Raw genomic sequence first — 26,682 nt, 5'->3', positions numbered from 1 at the left:
TTCCTCTCACCGAACTGTCACGGAACGGGACCCATGCCTGCGGAAGCCAAGGTGGAAGCCAGTACCGCGCGCTCAGCGGCGCAGCCCGGCACCCCTGCCCTCACCGAGCGGCAGGAGGCACGCCGGCGCCGCATCCTGCACGCGAGCGCGCAGCTGGCGAGCCGGGGCGGTTTCGACGCGGTACAGATGCGCGAGGTCGCGGAGTCCTCCCAGGTGGCGCTCGGCACGCTGTACCGCTATTTCCCGTCCAAGGTCCATCTGCTGGTCGCCACGATGCAGAGCCAGCTTGAGCACATGCACGGCACGCTGCGGAAGAAGCCGCCGCAGGGCGAGACGGCGGCGGAGCGGGTGGCGGAGACCCTGATGCGCGCCTTCCGCGCCCTGCAGCGAGAGCCGCACCTCGCCGACGCCATGGTCCGCGCCCTGACGTTCGCGGACCGCAGCGTCAGCCCCGAGGTCGACCAGGTCTCCCGCCAGACCACGGCGATCATCCTCGACGCGATGGGCCTGGAGAACCCCACTCCCGACCAGCTCTCCGCCGTCCGCGTCATCGAACACACCTGGCACTCGGCCCTCATCACCTGGCTCTCCGGCCGTGCGTCCATCGCCCAGGTGAAGATCGACATCGAGACGGTGTGCCGGTTGATCGACCTGACGTCAACCGGCGATTGAGGCGCTTGAGAGGCACAGTCTCCTCGGGTCAGTCCTCGGGTCAGTCCTCGGGCGGAAACACCGTCTCCCCGCTCGCCAACAGCGTGATCACGATGGCCTCCACCGGGCAGCTCTCCGCCGCCTCCAGGATCTTCTCGTTGGCGTCCGTGTCGGGAGCGGCGGGGTGGGACTGGCGGCCCGTGTCGAGGTGGAAGCCGTCCGGGGCGTGGTGCACGCACTGGGCCGAGCCGATGCACAGGGAGCGGTCGACCTCGACGTGCCAGCGGTCGCCCATCCTCACGCCCCCCAGCCCGCGGGCAGGTGGATCATCTTGTGCTCGAAGTACTCGCCGTACCCCTCGGGCCCGAACTCCCGCCCCAGACCGGAGTTCTTGTAGCCGCCGAACGGGCCGAGCATGTCGAGGCTGAAGGTGTTGACGGAGTACGTGCCCGTACGGACCTGCCGCGCGACCTCGATGCCGCGCTCGGTGTCCGCCGTCCACACGCTGCCGCTCAGCCCGTACTCGGAGTCGTTCGCGATCTTCACCGCGTCGCTCTCGTCGCCGTACGGGATGAGGCAGATGACCGGGCCGAAGATCTCCTCGCGGGCGATGCGCATGGAGTTGTCGACGTCGCCGAAGAGGGTCGGCTCGACGTACCAGCCCTGCTCGAAGCCGACCGGACGCCCGCCGCCGGTGAGGAGCTTGGCGCCCTCCTCCTGGCCGATGCGGATGTAGTCGAGGGAGCGCTGTTGCTGGCGGCGGGCGACCAACGGGCCGAGCTCCGTGGCCGGGTCGAGCGGGTCACCGACCTTCAACGCGCTCGCGGCGGCGGCGAAGGCCCCGGCGAACTCCTCGTAGCGGGTGCGCGGGACGAGGATGCGGGTCTGGGCCACACACGCCTGGCCGTTGATCATCCAGGCGAAGGGGGCGATGCCGGCGACGGCGGTCCCCGCGTCGGCGTCCGGCAGGATCACCGCCGCCGACTTGCCGCCGAGTTCGAGAGTGACGCGGGTCAGGTTGCGCGCACAGACCTCCATCACCCGCTTGCCCGCGGCGACCGACCCCGTGAAGGACACCTTGTCCACGCCCTCGTGCCCCACCAGGTACTCGCTGACCTCACGGTCGGCGGGCAGGATCGACAGCACACCCTCGGGCAGCCCGGCCTCGGCGGCGATCTCCGCCAACAGGTAGGCGTCCAGCGGTGTTTCGGGCGACACCTTCAGCACCGCGGTGCAGCCCGCGAGCAGCGCGGGCGCGAGCTTGGCGGCGGCGGTGAACTGCGGCACGTTCCACGGCACGACGGCCGCGACCACCCCGACGGGCTCCCGCCGCACCAGCAGCTTGCCGAGCACACCGTCCCGCTTCTCCTCGTACGTGAAGCCGCGCGCGGTCGTGATCGCCGCGTCCCACACCATCATCGAGGCGAGCGCCTGCACCATGACCGACGAGGTGTAGGGGGTGCCGTTCTGGGCGGAGATCACGCGGGCGATCTCCTCGTGGCGGACCGCGATCGCGTCCTTGATCCGGGTGACGACCTCGATGCGCTCGTCGAGCGTCGAGCGCGGCCAGGGGCCCTCGTCGAACGCCCTGCGCGCGACCGCCACCGCCCGGTCCACATCCGCCCTGGAGGCGTGCGGCACACGGCCGATGACCTCCTCGGTGTGCGGCGAGACCACCTCGATGACGTCCTCGCCGAGGGGGTCGGTCAACTCCCCGCCGATGAACAGCTGTCCGTGTTCCACGAGCTCGGCCATGGTCGACTGCCTCCCCGGGTGCGTACGTCCTTGTTCTGTGCCGTTCTTTCTGACGGTGTTCCTCTGACGGTGTCCTCTGACGGTATTCCTCTGACGATCCATCAGACATGGGAACTGATACCAGTTCCAGTTGGAGGAGTCCACGGTCGGGACCGGTACACGAGGGGGCGACTCGGGCTCTCATCGAAACCTGTTCTAGTTATAGTGGTCCCGGGACACGGCGATGGGGGCCTCATGGCGGCGAGTACGCGGGTGACCGATCACGGCGGGGGCGTGCGGAGCATCCAGGTGCCCATCCCGGACAACCCCCTCGGACACACGCTCGTGTACGCGGTCGACACCGACCGAGGCCCCGTACTGATCGACACCGGCTGGGACGACCCGGCCTCCTGGGACACGCTCACCGAAGGCCTGACCGCCTGCGGTACGTCCGTCGGCGAGCTGTACGGCGTGATCGTCACCCACCACCACCCCGACCACCACGGCCTGTCGGGCCGGGTGCGCGAGGCCTCCGGTGCCTGGGTGGCGATGCACGCGGCCGACCGCGCGATCGTCCGCCGGACCCGTGAGACCAGGCCGGGCCGCTGGTTCACCTACATGACGGCCAAGCTCACGGCCGCGGGCGCCCCCGAGGAACACGTGGCACCCCTGCGCACCTCCGAGCCCCGCACACTGCCCGGCTTCTCCCCCGCGCTCCCCGACCGCGAGATCGTCCCCGGCGAACTCCTCGACCTCCCCGGCCGCCGCCTCCGCGCGATCTGGACCCCGGGCCACACCCCCGGCCACGTCTGCCTCCACCTGGAGGAGTCCCATCCCGACCGACTCCCGGGCCGCGGCCGTCTGTTCTCCGGCGACCACCTGCTCCCGGAGATCTCCCCGCACATCGGCCTGTACGAGGACCCGGACGACGCCACCGTCACCGATCCCCTGGGCGACTACCTCGACTCCCTCGAACGCGTCGGCCGCCTCGCCGCCGCCGAGATCCTCCCGGCCCATCAGTACGCTTTCACCGACGCCCCCTCCCGTGTGGGTGAGTTGCTCGCACACCACGAGCAGCGCCTCGCCGGACTCCTCACCCTCCTCTCGAACCCGCTGACCCCGTGGCAGCTCGCCGAGCGCATGGAGTGGAACCGCCCCTGGGCGGACATCCCTCACGGCTCCAGGAACATCGCCGTCTCGGAAGCCGAGGCCCACCTGCGCCGCCTGGTCAAACTGGGCCACGCGGAGGCGGTGCCGGGTACGGACCCGGTGACGTACGTGGCCGTGTGAACCGCTCAGGCCCGTGGGCCCCCACCGCCACCGACAAGCCACCCCGCGGGCGTGTCACCGCGGGCGGGTAGAGTGTGCCGGTCGTCATCACACCCGTACGGGGGGAAGCCGGTGCAAATCCGGCACTGACCCGCAGCCGTGAGCCGCCCCGAGCCCAACAAGGGGGCCGGCAAGTCGGAATGCCTCGTACGGACGTGACCGGCTCGCGTCACCGGCAACCCGTCGGTGACGGCACCGTCGAGGCATACGGAGCCGAGCCGCCCGGCTGTGCCGTGCTGTCCGGCTCCCCCACAGGGGGAGGCACCACCCGTCATGAACATACGTCGCAGCGCAGCGATACTCGCCGCCACAGCCGTGGCCGTACTCGGCACCGGGTCCGTGCCGGTCACCGCCCTCGCCGACGACTCCTCGCCCTCCGCCTCGCCGTCCCAGGCGATCCCCCGCGGGCTGTACGGCTCCGCCGACCCCACGTACGACGGTGTCTGGCGCCAGTCCCTCGCCCTGCTCGCCCAGGACACCGTGGGCGTGAAGCCCGCCGTCGTCGCTGTGGACTGGCTGGTGGGGCAGCAGTGCACCAGCGGGGCGTTCGCGGCGTACCGTGCCGAGGCCTCCGCGAAGTGCGACGACAAGACGCCGGTCGACACCAACAGCACCGCGGCGGCCGTCCAGGCCCTCGCCGCACTCGGCGGGCACGACGGCGAGGTGGGCCGGGCCGTGCGCTGGCTGAAGGACGTGCAGAACGAGGACGGCGGCTGGGGTTACCAGCCGGGTGGCGCGAGCGACTCGAATTCGACATCCGCCGTCATCGGTGCCCTCGTGGCCGCCGGCGATGAGCCCGAGGACCAGAAGAAGGGCGGGCACTCCCCGTACGAGGCCCTACTCTCCCTGTCCGTCCCCTGCGACGAGGACGACGGCGGCGCCTTCGCCTTCCAGCCCGACAAGAAGGGCGGGTTGAGCGCGAACGCCGACGCCACCACGGCCGCTGTGCTCGGCAGTCTCGGCAAGGGGTTCGTGGCCAAGGCCGGTACGAAGGACCGTACGGGCGCCGGGTGCGTCCGCGGTGACGACTTCTCCCCCGAGGACGCGGCCCACAACGCGGCCCTTTACCTGACCAAGGCCCTCGCCGAGGACGGCTACCTGAAGCTCCCCCTCGCGGGCGCCGAGGACCAGCCCGACCACGGCAACACGGCCGACGCGGTCGTCGCACTCGCCGCCGCCGGGCAGAAGGACAGCACCGGGGAGCCCCTGGCCTGGCTGGAGAAGAACTCCGGTGCCTGGGCCGCCGAGGCGGGTCCGGCCGCGTACGCTCAGCTCATCCTCGCCGCCCACGCCACGGGCACCGACCCGCGCGACTTCGGCGGCGCCGATCTCGTCAAGAAGCTGAACGCGACCGGCCCGGCCCCCGAGGTGCCCGACGGCTCCACCGCCGACGCGGACAAGAAGGGGGATGAGAAGGGGAAGGACGACGGCTCCGTGTTCGGCGTGTGGTGGATCGTCGGGACGTGCCTGGTCGCCGGTATCGGTGTCGGTTTCCTGCTCAGCGGCCGCACGAAGAAGCAGCAGCTGTGATCCCTCGTCGTACACCCCTCGCGAACCCGCTCCCGCTCCCGTTCCCACTCCTGCACCTGCTCGCCCTCGTCGTCGTCATCGTCATCGGAAGCGCCGGCCCGGCCCTGGCCACCGGCTACCGCTACTGGTCGTTCTGGGAACAGGACGGCGGGCGGGGCGACGGGCGGAACGGCGGTTCGGCCTGGACGTACGCCACGCAGGGCCCCTCGACGGCCCGCCCCTCCGACGGCGACGTCCAGGGCCTGCGTTTCGCGGTCAGCCGGGACGCGAACGACGCGGCCGAGCCGCGCGGCGCCGCGGACTTCGCGTCCATCTGTGCCAAGACGCCCCCGAGCGAGGGCCGAAAGCGCGTGGCCCTCGTCATCGACTTCGGTACGGCTGCGGACGCCCCGTCCGGTGAGACGCCCCCGGAGCCCCGCACGGCCTGCGCCCGCGTACCGGAGGACGCGACGACCGCCGACGCCCTTGCCGCGGTGGCCAAACCCCTCCGCTACGACACAAACGCCCTGCTGTGCGCCATCGCGAACTACCCGGAGAAGGGCTGCGGCGATCCGGTCCCGGACAGCGGGGCGGACACCGGGGCGGGCGCCTCGGACGAGGGTCCGCAGGCGTCCGGCGGGGAGGACGGCTCCTCCGGCGGCCCGTCCCTCGGGCTGTTCGCGGGTGCCGGTGTCGTGGTGCTGCTGGGCGCGGCGGCGGTGTGGCAGGCGCGCCGCCGCAGGGGCTGAGGACGATGCGGACGAGGACGATACAGAAGGGAACGCTGCGGACCGGGACGCTGCACCCGGGCGCCTGGTGGGTCTGGGCTCTCGGCCTCGGCACGGCCGCCTCCCGCACCACCAACCCCCTCCTGCTCACCCTTCTCGTCGTGGTGGCCGGTTACGTGGTGGCCACCCACCGCACGGACGCCCCCTGGTCCCGTTCGTACACCGCCTTCGTCCGGCTCGCCCTGGCCGTCCTCCTCCTCCGCGTCGCCTTCGCCGTCGTCCTCGGCTCGCCCGTCCCCGGCAGCCACACGATCGTCACGCTCCCCGAACTCCCGCTCCCCCACTGGGCGCAGGGCGTTCGTATCGGCGGCCGGGTCACCGCGGAGGGCCTGGTCTTCGCGGTGTACGACGGTCTGAAGCTGGCCGCGCTGCTCGTCTGCGTGGGTGCGGCGAACGCCCTCGCGAACCCGGCGCGGCTGCTGAAGTCGCTGCCGGCCGCGCTGTACGAGGTGGGGGTGGCCGTGGTCGTGGCGATGACGTTCGCACCGCATCTCGTCGCGGACGTGCAGCGGCTGCGGGCGGCACGGCGGCTGCGCGGGCGCCCGGACCGAGGACTGCGCGGGCTGGCACAGGTGGTCCTGCCGGTGCTGGAGGGCGCGTTGGAGCGTTCGGTGGCCCTCGCGGCGGCGATGGACGCGCGGGGGTACGGCCGCAGCGCCGAGGTGGCGCCCGCCGTGCGCCGCACCACGGCCGCGCTCACCCTGGGCGGCCTGCTCGGCGTCTGCGCGGGAACGTACGGCGTCCTCACCGCCGAGGGCGGCGGCTACGGCCTGCCCGTCCTGTTCGCGGGGCTCGCCACCGCGCTCGCCGGGTTGTGGCTGGGCGGCCGCCGCTCGCCGCGCACGCGCTACCGGCCGGACGCGTGGGGGCCGCAGGCCTGGCTGGTGTCCGCGTCCGGGGTCGCGGTGGCGGCCCTGCTGGTCGTCGCTGCCGCGTACGAACCGTCCGCGCTGCATCCCGGTGTCGTGCCGCTGACGGCGCCGACGCTCCCGTTGTGGCCCATGGCGGCGATCCTGCTGGGTCTGCTGCCCGCGTTCGCCGTGCCGGCCCCGCTGAAGGGCGCCCTGACGGCACCCCCGCCCCCGACTCCCGAGGAACCCGAATGATCCGCGAGGAACCCGCATGATCCGCTTCGAGGATGTCTCCGTGACGTACGAGGGAGCGGCCGGACCCACTGTCCGGGGCGTCGACTTCGAGGTCCCCGAGGGTGAACTCGTCCTCCTGGCCGGCCCGTCGGGGGTCGGCAAGTCGACCGTGCTGGGCGCGGTGAGCGGACTCGTGCCGCACTTCACGGGCGGTACGCTGCGGGGCCGCGTGACCGTGGCGGGCCGCGACACCCGCACCCACAAGCCGCGTGAACTCGCCGACGTGGTGGGCACGGTGGGCCAGGACCCCCTCGCCCACTTCGTGACCGACACGGTCGAGGACGAACTCGCCTACGGCATGGAGTCGCTGGGCCTCGCACCGGACGTGATGCGCAGGCGGGTGGAGGAGACCCTGGACCTCCTGGGCCTGGCCGCCCTCCGTGACCGCCCCATCGCCACCCTGTCCGGCGGTCAGCAGCAGCGTGTCGCCATCGGCTCGGTCCTCACCCCGCACCCCCGGGTCCTCGTCCTCGACGAACCGACCTCCGCGCTGGACCCGGCCGCCGCGGAGGAGGTGCTGGCCGTGCTCCAGCGGCTCGTCCACGACCTGGGGACGACCGTGCTGATGGCCGAACACCGGCTGGAGCGCGTCATCCAGTACGCGGACCAGGTGGCCCTGCTGCCCTCTCCGGGCGCGCCCCTGGTCCTGGGCACGCCGTCGGAGGTGATGGCCGTGTCTCCGGTGTACCCGCCGGTGGTGGACCTCGGGCGCCTGGCGGGCTGGACGCCGCTGCCACTCACGGTTCGGGACGCGCGGCGGCGGGCGGGGGTGCTGCGGGAGCGGCTCGGTCGTACGACAGCGCCGGGCGCCGAGGGCGTGAGGGCCGGTGGGACCGTACCGGAGCCGCCCCTCCCCACGGCTCCCCGGAAGCCGTCCCGCCACCCCCGCTTTCTCCGCTTCCTCCGCGGGCGTGCACCGTCACCCGACCTGAACGGCTCGGCTCCCGCCCACCCGGCGGAGGTTGACGCACTCACCGTCCGCCGCGGCCGTGTCGAGGCCCTCCGCCGTGCCGGTCTCACCGTCACGCCCGGCGAGACGATCGCCCTGATGGGCCGGAACGGGGCCGGAAAGTCCACGCTGCTCGGCGCCCTGGCCGGCCTGGTGGAACCGTCCGCCGGAACGGTGCGCGTGGGCGGGGCGGTCCCCCACCGCACGCCCCCGCGCGACCTCGTCCGCCGCGTCGGCCTCGTACCGCAGGAGCCGCGGGACCTGCTGTACGCCGACACGGTGGCCGCCGAGTGCGCGGCGGCCGACCGGGACGCGGGCGCCGCGCCGGGCACGTGCCGGGCGCTGGTCTCCGGTCTGCTGCCGGGCATCGACGACGACACGCACCCGCGGGACCTGTCGGAGGGTCAGCGCCTCACCCTCGCCCTGGCGGTGATCCTGACGGCCCGCCCTCCCCTGCTCCTGCTCGACGAGCCGACCCGCGGCCTGGACTACGCGGCGAAGGCCCGCCTGGTCGGCGTCCTGCGCTCGCTGGCGGCCGAGGGGCACTCCATCGTGCTGGCCACGCACGATGTGGAGCTGGCCGCCGAACTCGCCCACCGGGTGGTCCTGCTCGCCGACGGCGAGGTGATCGCCGACGGCCCCGCGGCGGACGTGGTGGTCGCCTCCCCGTCCTACGCCCCGCAGGTCGCCAAGATCCTGGCCCCGCAGAAGTGGCTCACGGTCACTCAGGTACGTAAGGCGCTGGCATGACGGCAACCACTGGGGCAAGCACCGCGAGAACCCCTCGGCAAGCCCGCCGGGCCCGCCCCGTCCGTCTGGGCCCCCGCTCCCTGGCCGCCCTCGTCCTCGTCAGCGCCGTGGGGGTCGCCGGCTTCGGCTGGCCCTTCCTCGCCCCGCCCGCCTCGCAGGTGAACGCCCACGCGCAGGACGCCCCCTGGCTGTTCGCGGGCCTGCTGGTCCTGCTGGTGGCCGTCGTCGCCGCGACGATCTCTGAGTCGGGGCTCGGCCCGAAGGCGGTCGCCATGCTCGGGGTGCTGGCCGCGGCGGGGGCGGCGCTGCGGCCGCTCGGGGCCGGAACCGCCGGGATCGAGCCGATGTTCTTCCTGATGGTGCTGAGCGGCCGGGTCCTCGGTCCCGGCTTCGGCTTCGTCCTCGGATCGGTCACGATGTTCGCGTCGGCGCTGCTCACCGGCGGGGTGGGCCCCTGGATGCCCTTCCAGATGCTCGCCATGGGCTGGTTCACGATGGGGGCGGGCCTGCTGCCGGGCCCGGACCGCCTCCGGGGCCGGTCCGAACTCGCCCTCCTCGCCGCGTACGGCTTCCTCGCCGCCTTCGCCTACGGCACCGTCATGAACCTCGCCGGCTGGCCCTTCCTCCATCAACTCGCGTCCACGGTCGCCTTCGCCCCGGACGCCGCGCTCGCCACGAACCTGGCCCGCTTCCTGACGTACTGTCTGGCCACATCCCTCGGCTGGGACCTGGGCCGGGCCGCCGTCACCGTCGTCCTGACCCTCTCCCTCGGCGCTCCCGTCCTCAAGGCCCTGCGCCGTGCCACACGCCGGGCCGCATTCGAGGCTCCGGTCACATTCGAGCCGACTGGCTGCGGTCCCAACGCGTGAACCGCCCCACAGCACACAGATCACAAACGCAGCAGGATCGTAAATCGCCAAGGGCGACAGATACCCGCCCATACCCTCTGTGACCTGCACATCATCAGCCAAGTTGCACATCCCCCTTCACTCATCACGCGATCATAACTAGCCCAAAAGCGTAGATCACGGACATGCGGCCGACCCGCTTTCCTGGAGGGCGTCGCGCGGCGCCGACACGCCCCACCCGGGCCACGACGCCGGCGCATGACCGAGCCGCACGGGTACACCGACCTCGCGGCGCGGGCATGCCGGCGACAGTCCTGTTCCCGACGAAAGGCATCCCGATGTCCGCCTCGACCGTCCTCCGTACCGCCACCACCCCGAAGAAGGCCCTCGCCGCCGCGGCAGCGGCAGCCACCGCCGCCGGCACCCTGATCGCCGCCACACCCGCGCAGGCCACGTGGGAGACCTCTCCCGCCCGGTCCCGGGCGGTCGCGAAGAAGATGATCGACGAGAGAGCCCAGTACCGGTGCTTCGCCAGGATCGTCGACCGCGAGAGCGACTGGCGCGTGACCGCGACCAACGCCTCCAGCGGCGCCTACGGTCTCATGCAGGCCCTGCCCGGCTCGAAGATGGCCTCGGCGGGCAGGGACTGGAGAACCAACCCGGCCACCCAGATCAAATGGGGCATGAGATACATGAACAACCGCTACGGCAGCCCGTGCGGCGCCTGGAAGTTCTGGCGGGCCAACGGCTGGTACTGAGCACGGTCGCTCCGCCCGGTTGTCGGTGCCGGCTGGCAGGCTGGCCGGCATGGAACAGCGAGAGCAGCGCACGTCGGTCCGCATCGTCGTCGTCGACCCGGACCTCGGCGCCCAGTGCGACCGGGCGGAGCACCACCTTCTGGCCCCCCTGGCGGGCTCGGCCCACGGGACCCGCGATCACGCACTGTTCACGGACGGGCTCGCGGCCTTCCGGCGCATCCGTACGGCACTGGCCGAAGCCGTGGCCCGAGGGCCACGGGTGTGGACGCCGAACGGCCGCTGGGAGCACGAGGGCCTGCGCATCGCCGATATACCCCCGAGGGAAACGGACGTGCTGTACGCGCTGCTGCGTGAGCTGTCCGCGGCCCTGGTGTCACCGCCGGACGCCCCCGACCCCTCGGGCGTCGTCGCGGCGTTGCGCGACACGATCCCGTCGGCCGGGCCGGGTGCGGACACCGCGGTCGGCCTGGTCGGTGCGCTGGCACGCGTGCTCGCGCTGGTGGACCTCGCCGCCGACGCCGACACCGCCACCCTCTTCGCCGCACTGGAGGCAACCGACGGCGAGGACGTACGGCTGACCCACGCACAGGAGGACGCGTGGCAACGTCTCGCCCACCGGGTCACCATGCTCCTGACGGAGTCCGCCCCGCTGCACCGTTTCCTGTACTGATCCCCGGGTGGCCGCCGCTCAGCCACGCCCGGTGTCCGGCGCCGTCGATCGGGCGAGCCGTTCCTGGAGCCGGGCGTGGCGGAACTGGTACACAGGGCCTGTCGCCCGCAGGATGTTGCGGCGCCGGGCGTCCTCCAGGAAGGACATCAGACGTACGGGAGTACCTTCCCGGGCGGAGAGCTGTGCGGCCGTGAGGACTGTGGCGACGGCGAGGTTGCTGACGGGGCCCGCGTAGAGGGCGGCCCAGAGGAACAGGAGGAGGGCGGGCACGGCCCCGGCCCACCACCCGAATCGCAAGCCCGTGTAGGGGTAGATCAGCAGCACCAGGCCGCCCCCCACCAAGATGCCGAGGACCAGCCTCAGCCGGCTGTGATGCCGCCATACGTCGCGAGGGCCGACCGACCGGGTGTCCGTCACCCGGGATCTCCTGAGCCTCTCCCTGACCTCGTCGTACTCCGGCCCTGATCCGGTCCCGAGGACGGTTCCCCTGATGAGTTCGTATCCGTCGCCGGTCGCCATCGTGGCACCGAATCCGAGGGGCAGCGCGGATACGTAGGAGAGCCAGGCCGGCCCCGGGGCGTCCCCGAAGTACCGGAAGAGCAACCACATCGAGGTTCCCGAGAGGAGCCAGATACCGAGGCCGATCACGAGGGCGGCCGGGGGAAAGATGTCACGCCATCCCGCGCTCGGGAGCGGATGGTGATCGCTGAGGTTCATGTGTCTCCGGCCGACGAGGGAACCTGCGGCGTACACCGTGGGAGGCACGAGCAGGCACGTCCCCAGGGGGCCGAGGGTCTGCCACAGCACGACGGCACCGACCGCCCCGTAGCACAGACTGACCACAACCCCGAGGAAGACGGCCCTGGGCCGTGATTCCGCCCAGGCGGGGATGTGCCACCACCGCAGGTCCTGCGTGCCCTCATCGGTGAGCCGGGCAGCAAGGAAGCGCAGGGTCCGCTCGGCGGTCTCGGGGGAATGACGCGGGCGCCGTTTCCCCGCCTTCCGGGTGTACGCCGCGGTGACCAAGTGGTCCAGGAGGTGATCCTCGATGGAGCGGGGTGTGGGGAAGCGCGTGTCGTCGAGCAGTTCGTCGACCGGGTCGTTGTCGTCGTAGACGTCGCGCACGAGGGCGATCTCCAGTGGCCTGGTCAGGGCCTGGGTGACCGCGCTGCCGGGTTCGTCCAGGAGACAGCGGGTGAGCGCCTGCCAGGCGGGCGGAATCTTCTCGGACCGGGAGTCGAGCAGGTACTCGGCGGCGTCCTCGGGACACACGGGTTCGATCTCCAGAGCGACGGCACCGCCCAGCCGGGCCCGCTTACCGGCCTGCACGGCTTCGTCACGCCGGGAGACCAGCACCAGTCGGAAGTCCGCCTTTTCCATCGCGCTCACCATGGCACCCCGCAGCTTGCCGCGGACTTCGTCGAGCCCGTCCAGGAAGAGCGCGATACGGCCGTTCTTCAGCAGATCGCGAGCCTGCTCACGGCCCTCCCGGCTCCGGAACAGCGGGTACTCACGGGAGAGCCGGACCGCCGCCCAGTCGGTCACGGTCTCCTCGGCCGGATTCCAGCCTTCCAGGGACAGCAGTACCGGTACCGGGATGCGCGCCCGGCCCTCCGCGTCGGCCGCCTCACGGTATGCGAGCGCGTCGAGGAGCAGCAGCAACACGGCCGCCGTCTTTCCCACCGCCGGAAGGCCGACGAGCAGCAGGCGGCCGGAGGCCAGCCCGCCGTAGACCTCATGCAGTTCAGGCAGGCCGCCGCCCTTGCGCAGGACCTCACGGGTGGTCTCCCGAAAACCGGGCACGGGGGGAAACCGGGCGCGTTTCCCTTCGGCGGTCGCTCCGGCGAGACGGCCCGCCAGCTTGATGCCGGTCACATGCCATCGCACCGGCAGCGGAGGCGGATTGAGCAGGCGCCGAAACCCGGCCTCCTCCTGCCACTGTTCCTTCACCGCCCTGGCCAGTTCGTCGGCCGCCACGTCGAGCGGTGGTCCGGCGACGGTGTTGTTGTGGACGATCTGGGTGTTGTGGTTGCCGAACTGCTGGTTGACCGGCCCGTTGTACGTGTTGCCGGGTCCGGTGGGTCCGGTGGGTCCGGAACCTCTCATCCCGCGGACCCGAAGTGGATTTCCTGGTGGTTGTGGTCGCCCGTCTGTACGTTGACCGGTCCGTTGAAGGTGCTTCCGGACATCACTCCTCCGACGGGGCCGCCCGCAGTACCGAACTCCCTCGCCAAGGCACGGAGTTGTGCGGCGAACCGCTCTTGCTCCTCCGACTGCAGACTCTCCAGCAGGGAGGCGAACTCTCCCTGCCACAACCGGGCGTGCTCGTCCCGCACCCCCTCCCGGTCGTGCTCGTCAGCGCCGTTCAGAGCGGCGGCGGTCCGGTCCAGACGGTCGAGGGCCTCGTTCTCCCGCTCGGGATCGCCCCGGCCTACGAGCCGCGCGCACCGCGTCCGGAACCAGGCCCAGGCATCCGCTCCCGCGGCTTGCACGACGGCCATGCCTCCGGCCCCTGCCACCGCCGCCATCGCTTCCACCAGCACTGTCAGTCGCCTCCCCGTCCGTATGCCCAACCGGGGCGGTGTGACGGTGGCGCGCGTCAGGCGTCTCCCATGTGCCGACACTCGAACCAAACGGTCTTGCCACCATCGGACCCGGGCTCCACACCCCACTTGTCGGTCACGGCCTCCACCAGGGTGAGCCCACGGCCACTCTCCGCCTCCTGAGTCAGCTCAGATGGTACAGACGGGAGTTGAGGAAACCCATCCTTCACGTGCACCCGGACCCCCGCCGCCTCCCGCAGCAACAGCACCTCGCAGCGCCGGTCCGGGACATGGCGTACCACGTTGGCGACCAGCTCGGTCACGCCCAGTTCCACGGCGTCGGACAGCTCCGCCATGCCCCACTCCCGCAGATGGAGGCGGACGACGCGCCGGATGTACCGCGCCGAGTGCTCACCGACGGTGAGGCACATGCGGTACTGCTCGGGGTGGGAGCCCACGAGGATGGGGGGAATGTATCCGTTCACACCACAAGCCTGACCTCGCACGACTACCGTCGGCTACCAATCGGATACAACCGGCCCGACAGTGGGCCGAGTTGCGCGAGAGGGGACCCAGCGTGACCCACATCAACACCCTCGACCCGGGCGCCTCACCGCTCGACTACTACGGGTTCGAGCTGCGGCGGTACCGCGAAGCCGCCGGGCTCACCCAGAAACAGCTCGGCGACATCCTCAACTACACGGGTTCGCTGGTCGGGCAGATCGAGACGGCCCGCAAGCTGCCGACACCCGAGTTCAGCGAGCGGGCGGACGCGGCGCTGGGGACGGGCGGGCTGCTGTCCCGGCTGGTCGATCTCGTGATGCGCAGTCAACTTCCGGCCTGGTTCCAACAGGTGGCCGAGTTGGAGTCGCGGGCCGTCGAGATCTGCACCTTCCAGACGCACATGATCCACGGTCTCCTCCAGACCAAGGAGTACGTACGTGCCGTACTCGGCGCGCTGGACCAGACCGATCTGGACGACCGCACCGCCGTGCGGCTCGCCCGCCAGCGCACCTTCGAGAAGGAGGAGTCGCCGGTCCTGTGGGCGATCCTCGGCGAGGCCGCGCTGCACCAGGCGGTCGGCGACCGGGAGGTCATGCGGGGGCAACTGGCCCACCTGTTGTCGTTCGAGGGGAATCCCCGGATCAACATCCAGGTGCTGCCGTTCTCGGCCGGTGCGCACGCGGGGCTACAAGGCTCATTCACCCTCTTCCGCTTCGAGCGCGACCCAGACATCGTCTACACCGAGGGCTACGGGAGCGGGCATCCGACCGCCAACCCAGACACTGTCAAGGACTGTTCGCTCCGTTACGATCATCTTCAGGCCGCCGCCCTCTCCCTCAAGGACTCGGCGGAGCTGATCCGACGCGTGATGGAGGAACGCTATGGAGAGCAACGCGATCCCGACGGGGACCCGGTGGCGTAAGTCCAGCTACAGCAGCGACCAGGGCGGCGACTGCGTCGAGTGCGCGCCGCTCGGCCCGCTGACTTGGCGCAAGTCGTCGTACAGCGGCGACCAGGGCGGCGAGTGCGTCGAGATCGCCGAAACCCCCTGCGCCACCTCGCCCACCACCCCGTCCATCGCCATACGCGACTCCAAGAACCCGGCGGGGCCCCACCTCACCGTCGGCCCCGCCGCGTTCGCCACGTTCCTCACCTGGACGACAACGGCTACAGCCGCTGGATGATCGTGCCGGTGGCCAGTCCGCCGCCCGCGCACATCGTGATCAGCGCGAACTCCTTGTCCGTGCGCTCCAGTTCGTGCAGTGCGGTCGTGATGAGCCGTGCGCCCGTCGCCCCCACGGGGTGACCCAGCGCGATCGCACCGCCGTTCACGTTCACCTTCGCCAGGTCCTGCTCGAAGACCTGTGCCCAGCTCAGCACCACGGACGCGAACGCTTCGTTGATCTCGACCACGTCGATGTCCTTCAGCGACATTCCGGCCTTCCCCAGCACCGCCCGGGTCGCGTCGATCGGCCCGTCGAGGTGGAAGTGCGGGTCCGACCCCACCAGCGCCTGCGCGACCACACGTGCCCGCGGCCGGAGCTTCAGCGCCCGCGCCATCCGCTTCGACGTCCACAGGAGCGCGGCCGCGCCATCGCTGATCTGCGACGAGTTGCCCGCCGTGTGCACCGCCGTCGGCATGATCGGCTTCAGGCGTGCCAGGGCCTCCATCGACGTGTCGCGCAGCCCCTCGTCCCGGTCGACGAGGCGCCACATGCCCTGCCCCGCCCGCTGTTCGTCCTCCGTGGTCGGCACCTGCACGGCGAACGTCTCCCGCTTGAACCGCTCCTCCGCCCAGGCGGCCGCCGCCCGCTCCTGGGACAGCAGCCCCAGCGCGTCGACGTTCTCCCGCGTCAGCCCACGGTGCCTGGCGATCCGCTCCGCCGCCTCGAACTGGTTGGGCAGGTCCACGTTCCACTCGTCGGGGAAGGGCTTGCCCGGACCGTGCTTGGACGCCGATCCCAGCGGCACCCGTGACATCGCCTCGACCCCGCACGAGATGCCCACGTCGATCACCCCCGCGGCGACCATGTTGGCCACCATGTGCGAGGCCTGCTGCGACGAGCCGCACTGGCAGTCCACCGTCGTCGCCGCGGTGTCGTACGGCAGGCCCATGGTCAGCCAGGCCGTCCTCGCCGGGTTCATGGACTGCTCGCCGGCGTGGGTCACCGTGCCGCCGACGATCTGCTCGACGCAGTCGGCCTGGATGCCGGTACGGCCGAGGAGTTCGCGGTAGGTCTCGCCCAGGAGATAGGCGGGGTGCAGGTTGGCGAGCGCGCCGCCGCGCTTGCCGATGGGGGTGCGTACGGCTTCGACGATCACGGGTTCCGCGGCCATGGGGGGCTCCTCTGCTCGGTTACCCGCGCGGCGCGGGGCGTCCCGGCCCGACCCGCCACGCATAACTAGTACGCGTTCTAGTTCTGTTGGCAGTGTGCTGACGGCGTGTCCGCCGCCGCAAGGGGCGTGCAGCCATCAGCGGCCTCCAGCAGGCTCCGGAGGCTTGATCTGCACGAGTTCCGCACGCAATTGAGGCACCCACGCCTCTTGCGACTTGTAGAACCCGTTACTACCGTCTCGGCAAATCCTCATAACTGATGGACCGTCAGAACGACGGGAGTCGCCCATGCCCTGTCCAGCGCTGCCCGACGGGTTCGACTTCACCGACCCCGACCTGCTGCACCACCGCGTTCCGCTGCCGGAGTACGACGAACTGCGCCGGGCCGAACCGGTCCGCTGGATCGCACAGCCGCACGGCCTGGCCGGCTTCGACGACGACGGCTACTGGGCCGTCACCCGGCACGCGGACGTCAAGTACGTCTCCACGCACCCGGAGCTCTTCTCCTCGTACCTCAACACGGCGATCATCCGCTTCAACGAACACATCGAACGCGACGCCATCGACGCCCAGCGCCTGATCCTGCTCAACATGGACCCGCCCGAGCACACCCGGGTCCGCCAGATCGTGCAGCGCGTCTTCACCCCGCGCGCCATCCGCGCCCTGGAGGACGCCCTGCGCACCCGCGCCCACAGCATCGCCCAGGAGGCTCTGGCGCAGCCCGGACCGTTCGACTTCGTCACCCGGATCGCCTGCGAACTGCCCCTCCAGGCCATCGCCGAGCTCATCGGCATCCCGCAGGACGACCGCGCCAAGATCTTCGACTGGTCCAACAAGATGATCGCGTACGACGACCCGGAGTACGCCATCACCGAGGAGGTCGGCCAGGAGTCCGCCACCGAACTCATCGCCTACGCCATGAACATGGCCGCCGACCGCAAGCAGTGCCCGGCCGAGGACATCGTCACCACGCTGGTGGCCGCCGAGGACGAGGGCAGCCTCGCCTCCGACGAGTTCGGCTTCTTCGTCCTGATGCTGGCCGTCGCGGGCAACGAGACCACCCGCAACGCCATCACCCACGGCATGCACGCCTTCCTCACCCACCCCGACCAGTGGGAGCTCTACAAGCGGGAGCGCCCGGCGACGGCCGCCGAGGAGATCGTCCGCTGGGCCACCCCGGTCAACTCCTTCCAGCGCACCGCCACCCAGGACACCGAACTCGGTGGCCGGACCATCAAGAAGGGCGACCGGGTCGGGCTCTTCTACGCCGCCGCCAACCACGACCCCGAGGTCTTCGAGAACCCGGACGTCTTCGACATCACCCGCGATCCCAACCCGCACCTCGGTTTCGGCGGCGGAGGCCCGCACTTCTGCCTCGGCAAGTCCCTGGCCGCCCTGGAGATCGACCTGATCTTCAACGCGGTCGCCGACACGCTGCCGAACCTCAGGCCCGCGGGCGACCCACGGCGCCTGCGCTCCGCCTGGATCAACGGCGTCAAGGAACTCCGGGTCAGCGCGGACTGAGCGGCTCTGGGGGCGTGCCCGAGCTTCCCCAGAGCCGCTCAGGCCCCCCGTACCCGGGCCGGCGGCTTCCCGGCTCCGCCGGCCCGGCACGGAGAGCCGGGCGAGATCCGGAGCACCGGGTTCACGCCAACCACACACGTCGGTGAACGTTCTGCCGCCGCCCCACGTCTTCGACTGTGGCATCGTCAGCCCCACAGCCTCGACCTCGAAGACTTCGAACGGAACCCCCGAACCGTGGCCCCTGCCGAACTCACCATCGTCCGGCCGGACCCCACGGCCACGCGCTGGAAGCGTCCCTTCCGCACCCTGTGGGAGCGCTACCGCGTGCCGTTCCTGGCCACGGTCCCCACACTCCCGCTGTACGCGGTGTGGTACCTGTTCCTCGCCACCGGCGGCGGGGACCTCGCGGCCCAGCAGGCGTGGACGGGGTTCGTGTCACAGCACGGCGGATCGGCGTACAACCTCTTCTGGTACGGCGGGATGCACACCGCCAACTACAGCCTGATCTCGCCCTATCTGATGGCCGCGATCGGGGTGCGCACGGTCACGGTGGTGTCCGGTCTGGTCGCGTCCTGGCTCGCGGCCGTCCTCGTGGAACGGGCGGGCGTACGGCGCCCCGTGGGCCCCGCGCTGCTCGCGTCGCTCGCGCTGTGGTGCAACGTCGCCTCCGGCCGCAGCACCTTCGCGCTGGGCACCGCCCTCGGCCTCGCCGCCTGTGTGCTGCTGACCCGTGAGCGGCGGGTCGTCCTCGCGGGTGCGTACGCGGCGCTCGCGACGATGGCGAGCCCGGTCGCGGGGCTGTTCCTGGCCGTGGTGGGCGCGGGCTTCCTCGTCGTACGGGACTGGGGGCGTGCCGCCGCGCTGCTGGTGCCGCCTGCGGTGGTCGTGGGGGTGACGACGCTGTTCTTCCCGTTCACCGGCGAGCAGTTGATGCCGCCGGCGCGGATCTGGCCGCCCGTGCTGCTCGGGCTGACCGTGACGGCGCTGGCGCCGCGGAGCTGGCGGGTGGCACGGTGGTCCGGGGTCGTCTACGCGACCGGGACCGTGCTCGTGTACCTGGTGGCCTCACCCATCGGCACCAACGTCGAGCGGTTCGCCGAGCTGTTCGCGCCGGCCGTGCTGCTCGCGGCGCTGCTCACCGTGCGGGGACTGCGCCGGAACCTGCTGATCGCGGTCCTCGTCTTCGCCGTGGGCTGGGTCGGCAAGAAGACGGTCGACGACCTGAAGGTGTCGACGACCGTGCCCGCGTGGGCCGCCGACACCCGGGGGGTCGTCCAGGCACTGAAACGGGCCGGCGCCGACCGCACCCGCGTCGAGGTGGTCCCCGCCCGCAACCACCGCGAGGCCACCGCGCTCGCCCCGCACGTGAACCTGGCGCGCGGCTGGAACCGGCAGCTCGACATGGAGCGCGGCCGTCTCTTCTACGACGGCACGTTCTCCGCCGTCACCTACCGTGCCTGGCTGGACCGCTGGGCCGTCGGCTTCGTCGTCCTGCCGCTGGGCAAGCCGGACGGGTTCGCCGAGGACGAGGCGCGCCTGGTGCGCGAGGACCGGCCCGACTGGCTGGAGCCGGTGTGGCGGGACGCGCACTGGCGGGTGTACCGGGTGCGCGGGGCCGTACCGCTCGTCTCGGCGCCCGCGACCGTCGTACGGACCACGAGCGCCGCAGTCGACCTGCGGATGCCGCGCTCCGGTTCGGTGACCGTGCGGGTGGCGTACTCGCCGTGGCTGCGCGCCGACGGCGGGTGCCTGACGCGGGACGGCGAGTTCACACGGCTGACGGTGACCGAGCCGGGCGCGTACCGGATCAGCTCGGAGTACGGTCCATCGCCGTCTCCCGCTCGCTGCTGACCTCCGCCGCCTTCGTCACCGTACGGGCGCGCGGGCCCTGGAGCAGATACGTCAGCCCGAAGCCGCCGCCCACCACGACGGCGCCGCCGACCGCGTCCAGCACCCAGTGGTTGCCGGTCGCCACGATCGCCAGGGCCGTGAAGAACGGGTGCAGCAGGCCCAGCGCCTTCATCCACCACTTGGGCGCCAGGATCGCGATCACCAGACCGCACCACAGGGACCAGCCGAAGTGCAGCGACGGCATGGCCGCGTACTGGTTCGTCAGCGCGGTCAGTGTGCCGTAGTCGGGCTGGGAGAAGTCCTGCACGCCGTGGATGGTGTCGATGATCCCGAGGTCCGGCATCAGGCGCGGCGGGGCCAGCGGGTACAGCCAGAAGCCGAGCAGCGCGAGCAGGGTGGCGAACCCCAGGGACGAGCGCGCCCAGCGGTAGTCGACCGGGCGGCGGACGTAGAGGACGGCGAGGACCGACAGCGGCACGACGAAGTGGAACGACGTGTAGTAGAAGTCGAAGAAGGCCCGCAGCCAGTCGATCTTCACCACGGCGTGGTTGACCCAGTACTCGATGTCGATGAACAGGGCCTTCTCGATGTCGAGGATCTCCTGGCCGTGTTCCTCGGCGGTGGCCCGTCCGCCGGTCGCCGCGAGCCGGACCTGTGAGTAGGCGGCGTAGGTGACGCGGATCAGCAGCAGTTCGAGCAGCAGGTTCGGGCGGGCCAGGACACGGCGCAGGAACGGCAGGAGCGGGACGTGCTTGAAGCGCGTGGGGACCGGTTCCGCATAGTCGGTCGGGATCGGCGACTGGTAGTGGGGCGAGGTGCGGGACAGGAACGGCACGACCAGGGCGGCGGCGAGCGCGGCCAGCAGGACGACGTTGTCCCGCAGGGGGTACAGGGCCGCCATGTTCGGCAGCATCATCTTCGCGGGCAGCGTCATCACCAGGATGACGGCGACCGGCCACAGGTACCGGTCGGAGGCCTTCCGGCCCACCCGGCCGACCACCGCGAGCAGCACCCACAGCAGTTGGTGCTGCCAGGTGGTGGGCGACACGGCGATCGCGACACAGCCGGTGATCGCGACCGCGAGCAGCAACTGCCCGTCGCGTGCGTACCGTACGGCCCGCCGCAGGCCGGCCACGGCGACGGCGGCGCCCAGCAGCAGGAACAGCCCGATCTCCAGCGGCCCGTTGAGGCCGAGCCGGAGCAACGCGCCGTGCAGGGACTGGTTGGCGAGGTCGTCCGCCGCGCCGCCCAGGCCGACACCCGCGAGATGGTGCACCCAGTAGGTGTACGAGTCCTGCGGCATCGCGGCCCAGGCGAGCGCGGTGCACGCGGCGAACGTGATCCCGGTGGACGCGGCGGCGCGGCGCCGCCCGGTGAACCACAGCAGCCCTGTGAACAGCAGCACGGTCGGCTGGAAGGCGGCCGCGATCCCTATGAGCACCCCGCTCGTCCGCTCCCCCCGGACGACGAAACACCCGGCCAGCACGAGCAGCACCGGGATGATGCTGGTCTGGCCCAGGTACAGGGCGTTGCGCACCGGCAGCGACAGCAGCAGCAGGCTGACCGCGACGGGCGCGGCGAGCAAGGCGGTACGGCGGGAGGTGGGCCCCGGCAGGGCGCGGGCCGCGATCAGCCCCAGGGCGACGACCAGGAGCAGTGTGCCGAAGGTCCAGCCCCAGCCGAGGGCCTGCTCGGCCGAGCGCGTGAGCGGTTTGAGGACGAGCCCGCCGAAGGGTGTGCCCGTGAACCGGGTCGAGTCGTACAGAGAACCCGTCACATGCAGCACGCCGTCGGGCCCGACCCAGGTCTCCAGATCCGTCAGCCGCTCCCCCTTGGGCGTACTCAGCACGACGGTGACCTGACGTACGGTCAGGACGGCGGCGACGAGCCACAGTAGGACACGGACCGCCCCCAGCCTCGTCGCCACCATGCCCGCCCCGAAGGCACTCCCCGGTCTGCTCTGCTCCGCGTTCGCCACGCCCCGTCGACCCTCCCGCCCCGCTTGTCCCGTATGTCACCATGTGCGCACCCTAAGAACTACCTCAGAGCCTCGCACTGCCCCAGGTGTGAGACGCAGGCAACCCCCACTTCACCTGACGTCTTCCCTGCTTTGGTCCGGATGACGATAGTGCGCGGAGGGTTGCGTTCACCCGTGCGAGGCGACACAGATCACAGCGGGGTTCCCAGGAGCGCGGGTTCCGCCCCGGCGGGACCAGCCGGCCACGCTGACCGGACAGACGAAAGGCATGGTGCATGAGCAGCAGCGAGTCGAGGATCTGGAACGACGTCGACGCCTACTTCTCCGCCCTCCTCGCACCGGAGGACGAGGCGCTGACCGCCGCGCTGCGCGACAGCGACGCGGCCGGGCTCCCGCACATCAACGTCGCCCCCAACCAGGGCAAGCTGCTCCAGCTCCTGGCCCAGATCCAGGGCGCCCGCCGCATCCTGGAGTTCGGCACGCTCGGCGGTTACAGCACGATCTGGCTGGCCCGCGCGCTTCCCGAGGACGGCCGGCTGATCAGCTTCGAGTACGAGGTGCGGCACGCGGAGGTGGCCCGCCGCAACCTGGACCGCGCGGGCCTGGGACGGCTCGTCGAGGTGCGGGTGGGCCCGGCTCTGGAGTCGCTGCCGAAACTGGCCGACGAGAACCCGGAGCCGTTCGACTTCGTCTTCATCGACGCCGACAAGGCCAACAACCGTAACTACGTCGAGTGGGCCCTCAAGCTCACCCGCCCCGGCGCGCTGATCGTCATCGACAACGTCGTCCGGGCCGGCCGCGTCACCGACGCCGGCAGCGACGACCCGGGCATCAGGGGCACCCGGGCCGCACTGGAGCTGATCGCCTCCCACCCGAGGGTGAGCGGCACGGCGGTGCAGACGGTGGGCAGCAAGGGGCACGACGGCTTCGCGCTGGCCCGGGTGCTGTACTGACGCGCCGTCAGCCCGGCCGTCTCGGGCCACGGTCCTCTCAGGCCTCGTGGTAGAAGCCCACGTTGACGCTGCGCGGGGCGGTGCGGTCCCGGATGACGAGTTCGCCCGAGCTGCCGCGCGGGAGCGTGAAGGTGGTGCCGTACGGGAGCATCTGCGCCTGCTGGCCGGCCAGCGCCAGGCTCACCTCGGAGGACGGCTCGGCGTGCGTGCCGCGCAGCCAGGTCACCTGCCAGTCGCCGTCGGGCCCGCACAGGAACTCCAGGTGGACCCGGGAGACGAACAGCCAGTCGTCGGGCGTGGCGAGCCGGCACACGGTCTTGTCGCGGCCCACACGCAGCACCGTGCCCGGGTCGCTGGGCGCGTCGGCCATCAGCATCCCGGCCGTCGCCCCGGTGTCCTCCTCGGAGACCGAGGCCATGGTGAGTTCGAGCACGTGCGCTCCTTCTGGGTCACGGGTTCCGGTCTGCGCGGTCCCGCAGTCCAGAGGATCCAATAATCACTCCGCGGCGCACGCTCAGCGCACCGCCGCCGCCGCATGATAGATCGCCGGCTCGGACGCCCGAGGCTGCTCCGGCACAATGGGGTCATGACCGAGCGAAAGCCACCGGGTGTCAGCTTCGAGTCCTTTGTCGACAAACAGATCCGGGACGCGGAGGCGCGCGGCGAGTTCGCGACGCTTCCCGGCGCCGGGAAGCCACTGAGCGGCGACGACACGTCGTACGACGAGCTGTGGTGGATCAAACAGAAGATGGCGCGCGAGGGCATGTCGGTCCTGCCACCGGCACTCGCCCTGCGCAAGGAGGCCGAGGACGCGCTCGCGGCCGCCGCGTCGGCCCCCTCCGAACGGCTCGTGCGGAAGATCATCACAGAGATCAACACGAAGATCCGCGACATGATGTTCAAACCCCCGCCGGGCCCGCCCCTGGGCCTCAAACCGTACGACGTGGAGGAGCTCGTCGGGCAGTGGCGCGAGCGCCGGGGGCGGGAGCGCGGCGAGAGCTGAGCACGTGGTCAGGCGAATAATCGTTTGCGGTCCATCGGTGCACCCTCCCGACAATGGCCCGCATGTCCTCACCTGCGACCACCGTCTGGTCCATCGCCCCGGAGCCCCACGACTCCCCCGTCGCCGCCGCACTCTGGCGGGCGTACTACACGGAGGTCAGCGACCGCTGGTACCTGCTGCACGAGGGGCGCCGGACGGACTCGGACGAGCTGGAACGCGAGGTCGCGGCTGACACGGGGGACCACCTGGCCCCGCCCGGCGGGCTGCTGCTGGTTGCGCGGTACGGGGGCGATCCCGTGGGCACCGCGGGCGTACGGATGCTGGACTCCGTCACGGCGGAGCTCAAGCGGGTCTTCCTGCACGAGAGGGCGCGGGGCAGGGGCGGGGCCGCGCTGCTCGTGACCGCCGCCGAGGACGCGGCCCGCGGCCTGGGTGCCGAGCGGATCGTGCTGGACACCCGTAACGACCTGGTGGAGGCCCGCGCCCTGTACACCCGGCTCGGCTACGAGGAGACCGAGCCCCACAACCAGCAGCTCTACGCCGAGCACTGGTTCCGCAAGGACCTCACCCGGCTCACAGGCCTCACTGGCCCCAAGGGTCTCACTGGACCCACAGGCCTCATGGGCTGAAGTACCTCGACGGCTAGAGGTTGTCACCGATGGGGCGGCGGTTGGCTCCGCCGTGGGGCCGGGTGCCCGGGCCGTCGTGGGGGCGTTCCTGGTCGGAGCCGCACAGTTCGGCGTTCAGTTCCGCCACCAGCTGCGCGAGGTCGGTGGGGCGGTCCGGGCCCCACCAGTCACCGAGAAGCTCGGCGAGGGACTCCTCGCGGGCCCGGGCCAGCCGGTCGGCGGCCTCACTGCCGGTGTCGGTGAGCTCCAGTTCGAGCCCCTCGCGGCGGACGAGACGGCGCTCCTCGACCTGCCGGGACGCGGCGAGGACGACGTCCAGCGGCACGGTGCGGCCCTCGGCCAGCAGCGCGGGCTCGGCCCGGCCGTACTTCCTGATCCGCAGCAGCAGCCAGCTCGCCGCCGGCAGCAGGTCGTAGCCCGCACGCGCGGTGATCTTCTCGTAGATCTCCCGCCGCCCCTCCCGGGACCCGAGCAGCGACAGGGCCCGGCACACCTCGTCGTACGACGACCTCTGGACCGGGTTGGTTGCCAGCGTCTCGCTGATGTCCGGCGCCGTCACCGAGGCCCGCAGCCGGTCCTCGTGCAGGAACCAGGCCAGCACGAAACCGAGGAGGGTGACCGGCACCGCGTACAGGAAGACCGCGGTGATCGAGGAGGAGAACGCGTGGAGGGCGTCGGCGCGGAGGGCGGGCGGGAGTTCGGCGATGCCGTGCGGGTCGGCGCGCAGCGTGGCCGGGGTGACACCGGGCGGCAGGCGGGCGCCCCCGAGTGCCGCCGCGAGCTTTTCGCCCAGGCGGCTCGCGAAGACCGTGCCGAAGATGGCCACGCCGAACGAGGCGCCGATCGCGCGGAAGAAGGTCGCGCCGGACGTGGCGACGCCCAGGTCCTCGTACGGCACCGCGTTCTGCACGATCAGCACCAGCACCTGCATGACGAGGCCGAGGCCCAGTCCGAAGACGAAGAGGTACACGCTCGTCTCACCGTCGGAGCTGTGCTCGTCGAGCTGGTGGAGCAGCAGCAGTCCGACGGTCGTGACGCCGGTGCCCGCGATCGGGAACACCTTCCAGCGTCCGGTACGGCTGACGATCTGCCCGGAGGTGGTGGAGGCCAGCAGCAGGCCCAGCACCATCGGCAGCATGTGGACGCCGGACAGGGTGGGCGAGACACCGCGGACGACCTGGAGGTAGGTGGGCAGGTACGTCAGCGCGCCGAACATGGCGAAGCCGACGACGAAACTGATGACGGCGGCCAGCGTGAACGTCCGGACCCGGAACAGCTTCAGCGGCAGGACGGGCTCGGCGGCCCTCCGCTCCACGGCGACGAGGCACACGGCGAGCACCACCCCGAGCACCGCCAGCCCGATGATCTGCGGCGAACCCCAGGCCCAGGTCGTGCCACCGAGCGAGGCGACGAGCACCAGGCAGGTGGCGACGGACGCGATGAGGAATGTACCGAGGTAGTCGATGACGTGCCGCGTGGCGGCGACGGGGATGCGCAGCACGGTGGCGATCACGATGAGCGCGACGATCCCGACCGGCAGGTTGACGTAGAACACCCAGCGCCAGCTCAGATGCTCGGTGAACAGCCCGCCGAGCAGCGGCCCGAGCACGCTGGTCGTGCCGAACACGGCCCCGAACAGCCCCTGGTACCGGCCTCGTTCACGCGGCGGGACGATGTCGCCGACGATCGCCATGGACAGCACGATGAGCCCGCCGCCACCGAGCCCCTGGAGCGCCCGGAAGGCGATCAGCTCGGGCATGCTCTGCGCCATTCCGCACAGCGCGGACCCGACGAGGAAGATGACGATGGCCATCTGGAAGAGCCGCTTGCGGCCGTACTGGTCACCGAGCTTCCCCCACAGCGGCGTGGCCGCGGTCGAGGCCAGCAGATACGCGGTGACCACCCAGGACAGGTGCTCCAGGCCGCCGAGATCGCTGACGATCGTCGGCAGCGCGGTCGACACGATGGTCTGGTCGAGCGCGGCGAGCAGCAGGCCCAGCAACAGGGCACTGATGGAGACCAGAACACCGCGGTTCGGACGCCCCGCGGCGGCGCCCCCGTGCCGGGCCGGGGAGGGGCTCGCGCCTCCGTCGGCACCCCCGGCCGCATCCGAGGCACGCGACGCAAGCGACGCGGACGACGTACCGGAGGCACCCGATGCACCCGATGCGTCCGGCGTACCCGATGCACCAGGTGCACCAGGTGCACCCGATATACCGGATGTGCCGGAC

Annotated in this window: 25 protein-coding genes and 1 riboswitch; of the genes, 16 read left to right on the top strand and 9 right to left on the bottom strand. The window is 71.4% G+C overall.

Annotated elements, in window-relative coordinates:
• Window positions 1-33: 33 nt before the first annotated feature.
• Window positions 34-672, top strand: coding sequence for a TetR family transcriptional regulator (locus tag E0500_RS31110; RefSeq protein ID WP_131563595.1), 639 nt, complete (start codon window positions 34-36; stop codon window positions 670-672).
• A 40-nt stretch (window positions 673-712) separates the two neighbouring features.
• Here E0500_RS31110 and E0500_RS31105 read toward each other — a convergent pair whose 3' ends face one another.
• Both E0500_RS31105 and E0500_RS31100 read right to left on the bottom strand, forming a co-directional pair.
• Window positions 713-946, bottom strand: coding sequence for a ferredoxin (locus E0500_RS31105; protein ID WP_131563594.1), 234 nt, complete (start codon window positions 944-946; stop codon window positions 713-715).
• 2 nt (window positions 947-948) lie between these two features.
• Window positions 949-2,406 (bottom strand): aldehyde dehydrogenase, encoded by a 1,458-nt coding sequence (locus E0500_RS31100; RefSeq protein ID WP_131563593.1) that lies wholly within the window; start codon window positions 2,404-2,406, stop codon window positions 949-951.
• A 234-nt stretch (window positions 2,407-2,640) separates the two neighbouring features.
• Here E0500_RS31100 and E0500_RS31095 point away from each other — a divergent pair, with 234 nt between their 5' ends.
• The 8 genes from E0500_RS31095 (at window position 2,641) to E0500_RS31060 (ending at window position 11,131) form a co-directional block, all read left to right on the top strand.
• Entirely contained in the window at window positions 2,641-3,675 is a 1,035-nt protein-coding gene (locus E0500_RS31095; protein WP_131563592.1) for an MBL fold metallo-hydrolase, read from the top strand.
• Window positions 3,676-3,777: 102 nt separating this feature from the next.
• Window positions 3,778-3,859, top strand: a riboswitch (cobalamin riboswitch).
• Window positions 3,860-3,987: 128 nt separating this feature from the next.
• Complete coding sequence (locus E0500_RS31090; RefSeq protein WP_131563591.1) at window positions 3,988-5,244, top strand: prenyltransferase/squalene oxidase repeat-containing protein; 1,257 nt, start codon at window positions 3,988-3,990, stop codon at window positions 5,242-5,244.
• A complete protein-coding gene (locus tag E0500_RS31085) occupies window positions 5,244-5,972 on the top strand; it encodes an SCO2322 family protein (protein WP_399121021.1) in 729 nt (242 codons plus the stop codon). The genes E0500_RS31090 and E0500_RS31085 overlap by 1 nt, the downstream gene beginning before the upstream one ends.
• Before the next feature lie 5 nt (window positions 5,973-5,977).
• Entirely contained in the window at window positions 5,978-7,117 is a 1,140-nt protein-coding gene (locus E0500_RS31080; protein ID WP_131563590.1) for a CbiQ family ECF transporter T component, read from the top strand.
• A 16-nt stretch (window positions 7,118-7,133) separates the two neighbouring features.
• Window positions 7,134-8,855, top strand: coding sequence for an ABC transporter ATP-binding protein (locus tag E0500_RS31075; protein ID WP_131563589.1), 1,722 nt, complete (start codon window positions 7,134-7,136; stop codon window positions 8,853-8,855).
• A complete protein-coding gene (locus E0500_RS31070; protein ID WP_131563588.1) occupies window positions 8,852-9,724 on the top strand; it encodes an ECF transporter S component in 873 nt (290 codons plus the stop codon). Before E0500_RS31075 ends, E0500_RS31070 begins: the two co-directional genes overlap by 4 nt.
• A 317-nt stretch (window positions 9,725-10,041) precedes the next feature.
• On the top strand, window positions 10,042-10,461 hold the full coding sequence (locus E0500_RS31065) for a transglycosylase SLT domain-containing protein (protein ID WP_131563587.1): 420 nt from the start codon (window positions 10,042-10,044) through the stop codon (window positions 10,459-10,461).
• A gap of 49 nt (window positions 10,462-10,510) precedes the next feature.
• Complete coding sequence (locus E0500_RS31060; protein WP_131563586.1) at window positions 10,511-11,131, top strand: hypothetical protein; 621 nt, start codon at window positions 10,511-10,513, stop codon at window positions 11,129-11,131.
• Window positions 11,132-11,149: 18 nt separating this feature from the next.
• On the opposite strand, the gene E0500_RS31055 is transcribed toward E0500_RS31060, so the two are convergent.
• From E0500_RS31055 to E0500_RS31045, 3 genes are all read right to left on the bottom strand, one after another.
• Window positions 11,150-13,237, bottom strand: a complete 2,088-nt coding sequence (locus E0500_RS31055) for a hypothetical protein (RefSeq protein WP_131563585.1) — start codon at window positions 13,235-13,237, stop codon at window positions 11,150-11,152.
• Complete coding sequence (locus tag E0500_RS31050) at window positions 13,234-13,632, bottom strand: hypothetical protein (protein WP_131563584.1); 399 nt, start codon at window positions 13,630-13,632, stop codon at window positions 13,234-13,236. The genes E0500_RS31055 and E0500_RS31050 overlap by 4 nt, the downstream gene beginning before the upstream one ends.
• Before the next feature lie 98 nt (window positions 13,633-13,730).
• A complete protein-coding gene (locus E0500_RS31045) occupies window positions 13,731-14,159 on the bottom strand; it encodes an ATP-binding protein (RefSeq protein ID WP_309505258.1) in 429 nt (142 codons plus the stop codon).
• 92 nt (window positions 14,160-14,251) lie between these two features.
• Between E0500_RS31045 and E0500_RS31040 the strand changes: the two genes are divergently transcribed.
• Window positions 14,252-15,100 carry a helix-turn-helix transcriptional regulator gene (locus E0500_RS31040; protein ID WP_131563583.1) on the top strand — a complete coding sequence of 283 codons (849 nt, stop codon included), beginning with the start codon at window positions 14,252-14,254 and terminating at the stop codon, window positions 15,098-15,100.
• A complete protein-coding gene (locus E0500_RS31035; protein ID WP_131563582.1) occupies window positions 15,060-15,362 on the top strand; it encodes a DUF397 domain-containing protein in 303 nt (100 codons plus the stop codon). Before E0500_RS31040 ends, E0500_RS31035 begins: the two co-directional genes overlap by 41 nt.
• Here the strand turns inward: E0500_RS31035 and E0500_RS31030 are convergent.
• On the bottom strand, window positions 15,346-16,515 hold the full coding sequence (locus E0500_RS31030) for a steroid 3-ketoacyl-CoA thiolase (RefSeq protein WP_131563581.1): 1,170 nt from the start codon (window positions 16,513-16,515) through the stop codon (window positions 15,346-15,348). The genes E0500_RS31035 and E0500_RS31030 overlap by 17 nt on opposite strands.
• Window positions 16,516-16,801: 286 nt before the next feature.
• Here E0500_RS31030 and E0500_RS31025 point away from each other — a divergent pair, with 286 nt between their 5' ends.
• The gene (locus tag E0500_RS31025) at window positions 16,802-18,037 is read left to right on the top strand and encodes a cytochrome P450 (protein ID WP_131563580.1); all 1,236 of its coding nucleotides are present in this window, start codon (window positions 16,802-16,804) and stop codon (window positions 18,035-18,037) included.
• Between the two features lie 234 nt (window positions 18,038-18,271).
• Entirely contained in the window at window positions 18,272-19,888 is a 1,617-nt protein-coding gene (locus E0500_RS31020; RefSeq protein ID WP_131563579.1) for a glycosyltransferase family 87 protein, read from the top strand.
• Here the strand turns inward: E0500_RS31020 and E0500_RS31015 are convergent.
• Window positions 19,845-21,866: a bifunctional glycosyltransferase 87/phosphatase PAP2 family protein gene (locus E0500_RS31015; protein WP_131563578.1), complete on the bottom strand. Its 2,022-nt coding sequence runs from the start codon at window positions 21,864-21,866 to the stop codon at window positions 19,845-19,847. The genes E0500_RS31020 and E0500_RS31015 overlap by 44 nt on opposite strands.
• 275 nt (window positions 21,867-22,141) lie before the next feature.
• Between E0500_RS31015 and E0500_RS31010 the strand changes: the two genes are divergently transcribed.
• The gene (locus E0500_RS31010; protein WP_131563577.1) at window positions 22,142-22,819 is read left to right on the top strand and encodes an O-methyltransferase; all 678 of its coding nucleotides are present in this window, start codon (window positions 22,142-22,144) and stop codon (window positions 22,817-22,819) included.
• A 37-nt stretch (window positions 22,820-22,856) separates the two neighbouring features.
• Here the strand turns inward: E0500_RS31010 and E0500_RS31005 are convergent, their stop codons facing one another.
• Window positions 22,857-23,252, bottom strand: a complete 396-nt coding sequence (locus tag E0500_RS31005; protein ID WP_131563576.1) for an FHA domain-containing protein — start codon at window positions 23,250-23,252, stop codon at window positions 22,857-22,859.
• A 153-nt stretch (window positions 23,253-23,405) separates the two neighbouring features.
• On the opposite strand from E0500_RS31005, the gene E0500_RS31000 reads away from it, so the two are divergent.
• Both E0500_RS31000 and E0500_RS30995 read left to right on the top strand, forming a co-directional pair.
• A complete protein-coding gene (locus E0500_RS31000; protein ID WP_131563575.1) occupies window positions 23,406-23,822 on the top strand; it encodes a DUF1992 domain-containing protein in 417 nt (138 codons plus the stop codon).
• A gap of 53 nt (window positions 23,823-23,875) precedes the next feature.
• Window positions 23,876-24,451, top strand: a complete 576-nt coding sequence (locus E0500_RS30995) for a GNAT family N-acetyltransferase (protein ID WP_399120337.1) — start codon at window positions 23,876-23,878, stop codon at window positions 24,449-24,451.
• A 13-nt stretch (window positions 24,452-24,464) separates the two neighbouring features.
• Here the strand turns inward: E0500_RS30995 and E0500_RS30990 are convergent, their stop codons facing one another.
• Window positions 24,465-26,474: an MDR family MFS transporter gene (locus tag E0500_RS30990; RefSeq protein WP_131563604.1), complete on the bottom strand. Its 2,010-nt coding sequence runs from the start codon at window positions 26,472-26,474 to the stop codon at window positions 24,465-24,467.
• Between the last annotated feature and the right edge of the window lie 208 nt (window positions 26,475-26,682).

This window comes from Streptomyces sp. KM273126, assembly GCF_004337435.2.
Classification (GTDB): domain Bacteria; phylum Actinomycetota; class Actinomycetes; order Streptomycetales; family Streptomycetaceae; genus Streptomyces; species Streptomyces acidicola.
Note: the sequence above shows the minus strand (reverse complement) of the source record. Positions and strands in the feature narration are given on the sequence as shown.

Excerpts from the sequence above, each read along its gene's own strand:
- E0500_RS31110 (WP_131563595.1), top strand. The coding sequence starts at position 34 with ATGCCTGCGGAAGCCAAGGTGGAAGCCAGTACCGCGCGCTCAGCGGCG.
- E0500_RS31105 (WP_131563594.1), bottom strand. The coding sequence starts at position 946 with ATGGGCGACCGCTGGCACGTCGAGGTCGACCGCTCCCTGTGCATCGGC.
- E0500_RS31100 (WP_131563593.1), bottom strand. The coding sequence starts at position 2,406 with ATGGCCGAGCTCGTGGAACACGGACAGCTGTTCATCGGCGGGGAGTTG.
- E0500_RS31095 (WP_131563592.1), top strand. The coding sequence starts at position 2,641 with ATGGCGGCGAGTACGCGGGTGACCGATCACGGCGGGGGCGTGCGGAGC.
- E0500_RS31090 (WP_131563591.1), top strand. The coding sequence starts at position 3,988 with ATGAACATACGTCGCAGCGCAGCGATACTCGCCGCCACAGCCGTGGCC.
- E0500_RS31080 (WP_131563590.1), top strand. The coding sequence starts at position 5,978 with ATGCGGACGAGGACGATACAGAAGGGAACGCTGCGGACCGGGACGCTG.
- E0500_RS31075 (WP_131563589.1), top strand. The coding sequence starts at position 7,134 with ATGATCCGCTTCGAGGATGTCTCCGTGACGTACGAGGGAGCGGCCGGA.
- E0500_RS31070 (WP_131563588.1), top strand. The coding sequence starts at position 8,852 with ATGACGGCAACCACTGGGGCAAGCACCGCGAGAACCCCTCGGCAAGCC.
- E0500_RS31065 (WP_131563587.1), top strand. The coding sequence starts at position 10,042 with ATGTCCGCCTCGACCGTCCTCCGTACCGCCACCACCCCGAAGAAGGCC.
- E0500_RS31060 (WP_131563586.1), top strand. The coding sequence starts at position 10,511 with ATGGAACAGCGAGAGCAGCGCACGTCGGTCCGCATCGTCGTCGTCGAC.
- E0500_RS31055 (WP_131563585.1), bottom strand. The coding sequence starts at position 13,237 with ATGAGAGGTTCCGGACCCACCGGACCCACCGGACCCGGCAACACGTAC.
- E0500_RS31050 (WP_131563584.1), bottom strand. The coding sequence starts at position 13,632 with ATGGCCGTCGTGCAAGCCGCGGGAGCGGATGCCTGGGCCTGGTTCCGG.
- E0500_RS31035 (WP_131563582.1), top strand. The coding sequence starts at position 15,060 with ATGGAGAGCAACGCGATCCCGACGGGGACCCGGTGGCGTAAGTCCAGC.
- E0500_RS31030 (WP_131563581.1), bottom strand. The coding sequence starts at position 16,515 with ATGGCCGCGGAACCCGTGATCGTCGAAGCCGTACGCACCCCCATCGGC.
- E0500_RS31025 (WP_131563580.1), top strand. The coding sequence starts at position 16,802 with ATGCCCTGTCCAGCGCTGCCCGACGGGTTCGACTTCACCGACCCCGAC.
- E0500_RS31010 (WP_131563577.1), top strand. The coding sequence starts at position 22,142 with ATGAGCAGCAGCGAGTCGAGGATCTGGAACGACGTCGACGCCTACTTC.
- E0500_RS31000 (WP_131563575.1), top strand. The coding sequence starts at position 23,406 with ATGACCGAGCGAAAGCCACCGGGTGTCAGCTTCGAGTCCTTTGTCGAC.
- E0500_RS30995 (WP_399120337.1), top strand. The coding sequence starts at position 23,876 with ATGGCCCGCATGTCCTCACCTGCGACCACCGTCTGGTCCATCGCCCCG.